Origin of the sequence: Ligilactobacillus pobuzihii E100301 = KCTC 13174 (assembly GCF_000349725.1) — a bacterium.
GTDB lineage: Bacteria > Bacillota > Bacilli > Lactobacillales > Lactobacillaceae > Ligilactobacillus > Ligilactobacillus pobuzihii.
The window spans coordinates 1-1,777 of record NZ_APCP01000097.1; the positions used below are offsets into that span (position 1 = coordinate 1).

At 53.6% G+C, this 1,777-nt stretch carries 1 rRNA gene; it reads right to left on the bottom strand.

The annotated features are described in order from the left end of the window. Window positions 1-18 precede the first annotated feature (18 nt). A 23S ribosomal RNA gene (locus LACPOB_RS0101240) occupies window positions 19-1,777 on the bottom strand; the annotation flags it as partial.

The following is a 1,777-nucleotide window of genomic DNA, read 5'->3' on the forward strand; positions in this document are numbered from 1 at the left end:
AGTCACCTGCGCGACTCTTGGGTCAAGTCCTCGACCGATTAGTAATGGTCCGCTCCATGCCTCACGGCACTTCCACTTCCATCCTATCTACCTGATATTCTTTCAGGGGTCTTACTTCCATTAAGGAATGGGAAATCTAATCTTGAGGTGAGTTTCGCACTTAGATGCTTTCAGCGTTTATCTCAGCCACACTTAGCTACCCAGCGCTGCCTTGGGCAAGACAACTGGTACACCAGCGGTGTGTCCATCCCGGTCCTCTCGTACTAAGGACAGATCCTCGCAAATTTCCTACGCCCGCGACGGATAGGGACCGAACTGTCTCACGACGTTCTGAACCCAGCTCGCGTACCGCTTTAATGGGCGAACAGCCCAACCCTTGGGACCGACTACAGCCCCAGGATGCGATGAGCCGACATCGAGGTGCCAAACCTCCCCGTCGATGTGGACTCTTGGGGGAGATAAGCCTGTTATCCCCAGGGTAGCTTTTATCCGTTGAGCGATGGCCCTTCCATACGGAACCACCGGATCACTAAGCCCGACTTTCGTCCCTGCTCGACTTGTCAGTCTCACAGTCAAGCTCCCTTCTGCCTTTACACTCTAGGAATGATTTCCAACCATTCTGAGGGAACCTTTGGGCGCCTCCGTTACCTTTTGGGAGGCGACCGCCCCAGTCAAACTGCCAACCAGACACTGTCTCCCACCGGGATCACCGGTGCGGGTTAGAGTGTTCATACAACGAGGGTAGTATCCCACCTGTGCCTCCGACGAGACTAGCGTCCCGTCTTCCACGGCTCCTACCTATCCTGTACAAGTTGCACGAACACCCAATATCAAGCTACAGTAAAGCTCCATGGGGTCTTTCCGTCCTGTCGCGGGTAACCTGCATCTTCACAGGTATTATAATTTCACCGAGTCTCTCGTTGAGACAGTGCCCAGATCGTTACGCCTTTCGTGCGGGTCGGAACTTACCCGACAAGGAATTTCGCTACCTTAGGACCGTTATAGTTACGGCCGCCGTTTACTGGGGCTTCGATTTTGAGCTTTGCCGAAGCTGACTCATCCTCTTAACCTTCCAGCACCGGGCAGGCGTCAGCCCCTATACATCATCTTACGATTTTGCAGAAACCTGTGTTTTTGATAAACAGTCGCCTGGGCCTATTCACTGCGGCTGGTCTGTCGACCAGCACCCCTTCTCCCGAAGTTACGGGGTCATTTTGCCGAGTTCCTTAACGAGAGTTCACTCGCTCACCTGAGGATACTCTCCTCGACTACCTGTGTCGGTTTGCGGTACGGGTGATCAGATCTTCGCTAGAAGCTTTTCTCGGCAGTGTGACCTGACTTCCTTCGCTACTTAAATTTCGCTCCCCATCACAGCTCATCTACCACCAAAACAAGCCTTTCACTCGTTTTGCGACTCGCTGCTTGGACGTGCAATTCCAGCTGCACGCTCCGTTAGCCTCCTGCGTCCCTCCATCACTCAAACAGATCTGACCAGTACAGGAATCTCCACCTGTTAGCCATCGCTTACGCCTCTTGGCCTCAGCTTAGGTCCCGACTAACCCTGGGAGGACGAGCCTTCCCCAGGAAACCTTAGTCATACGGTGGGTCAGATTCTCACTGACCTTGCGCTACTCATACCGGCATTCTCACTTCTAAGCGCTCCACCAGTCCTTGCGGTCTGGCTTCTTCGCCCTTAGAACGCTCTCCTATCACCCGACCCAAAGGTCGGATCCACAATTTCGGTAATGTGTTTAGCCCCGTTACATTTTCGGCGCAG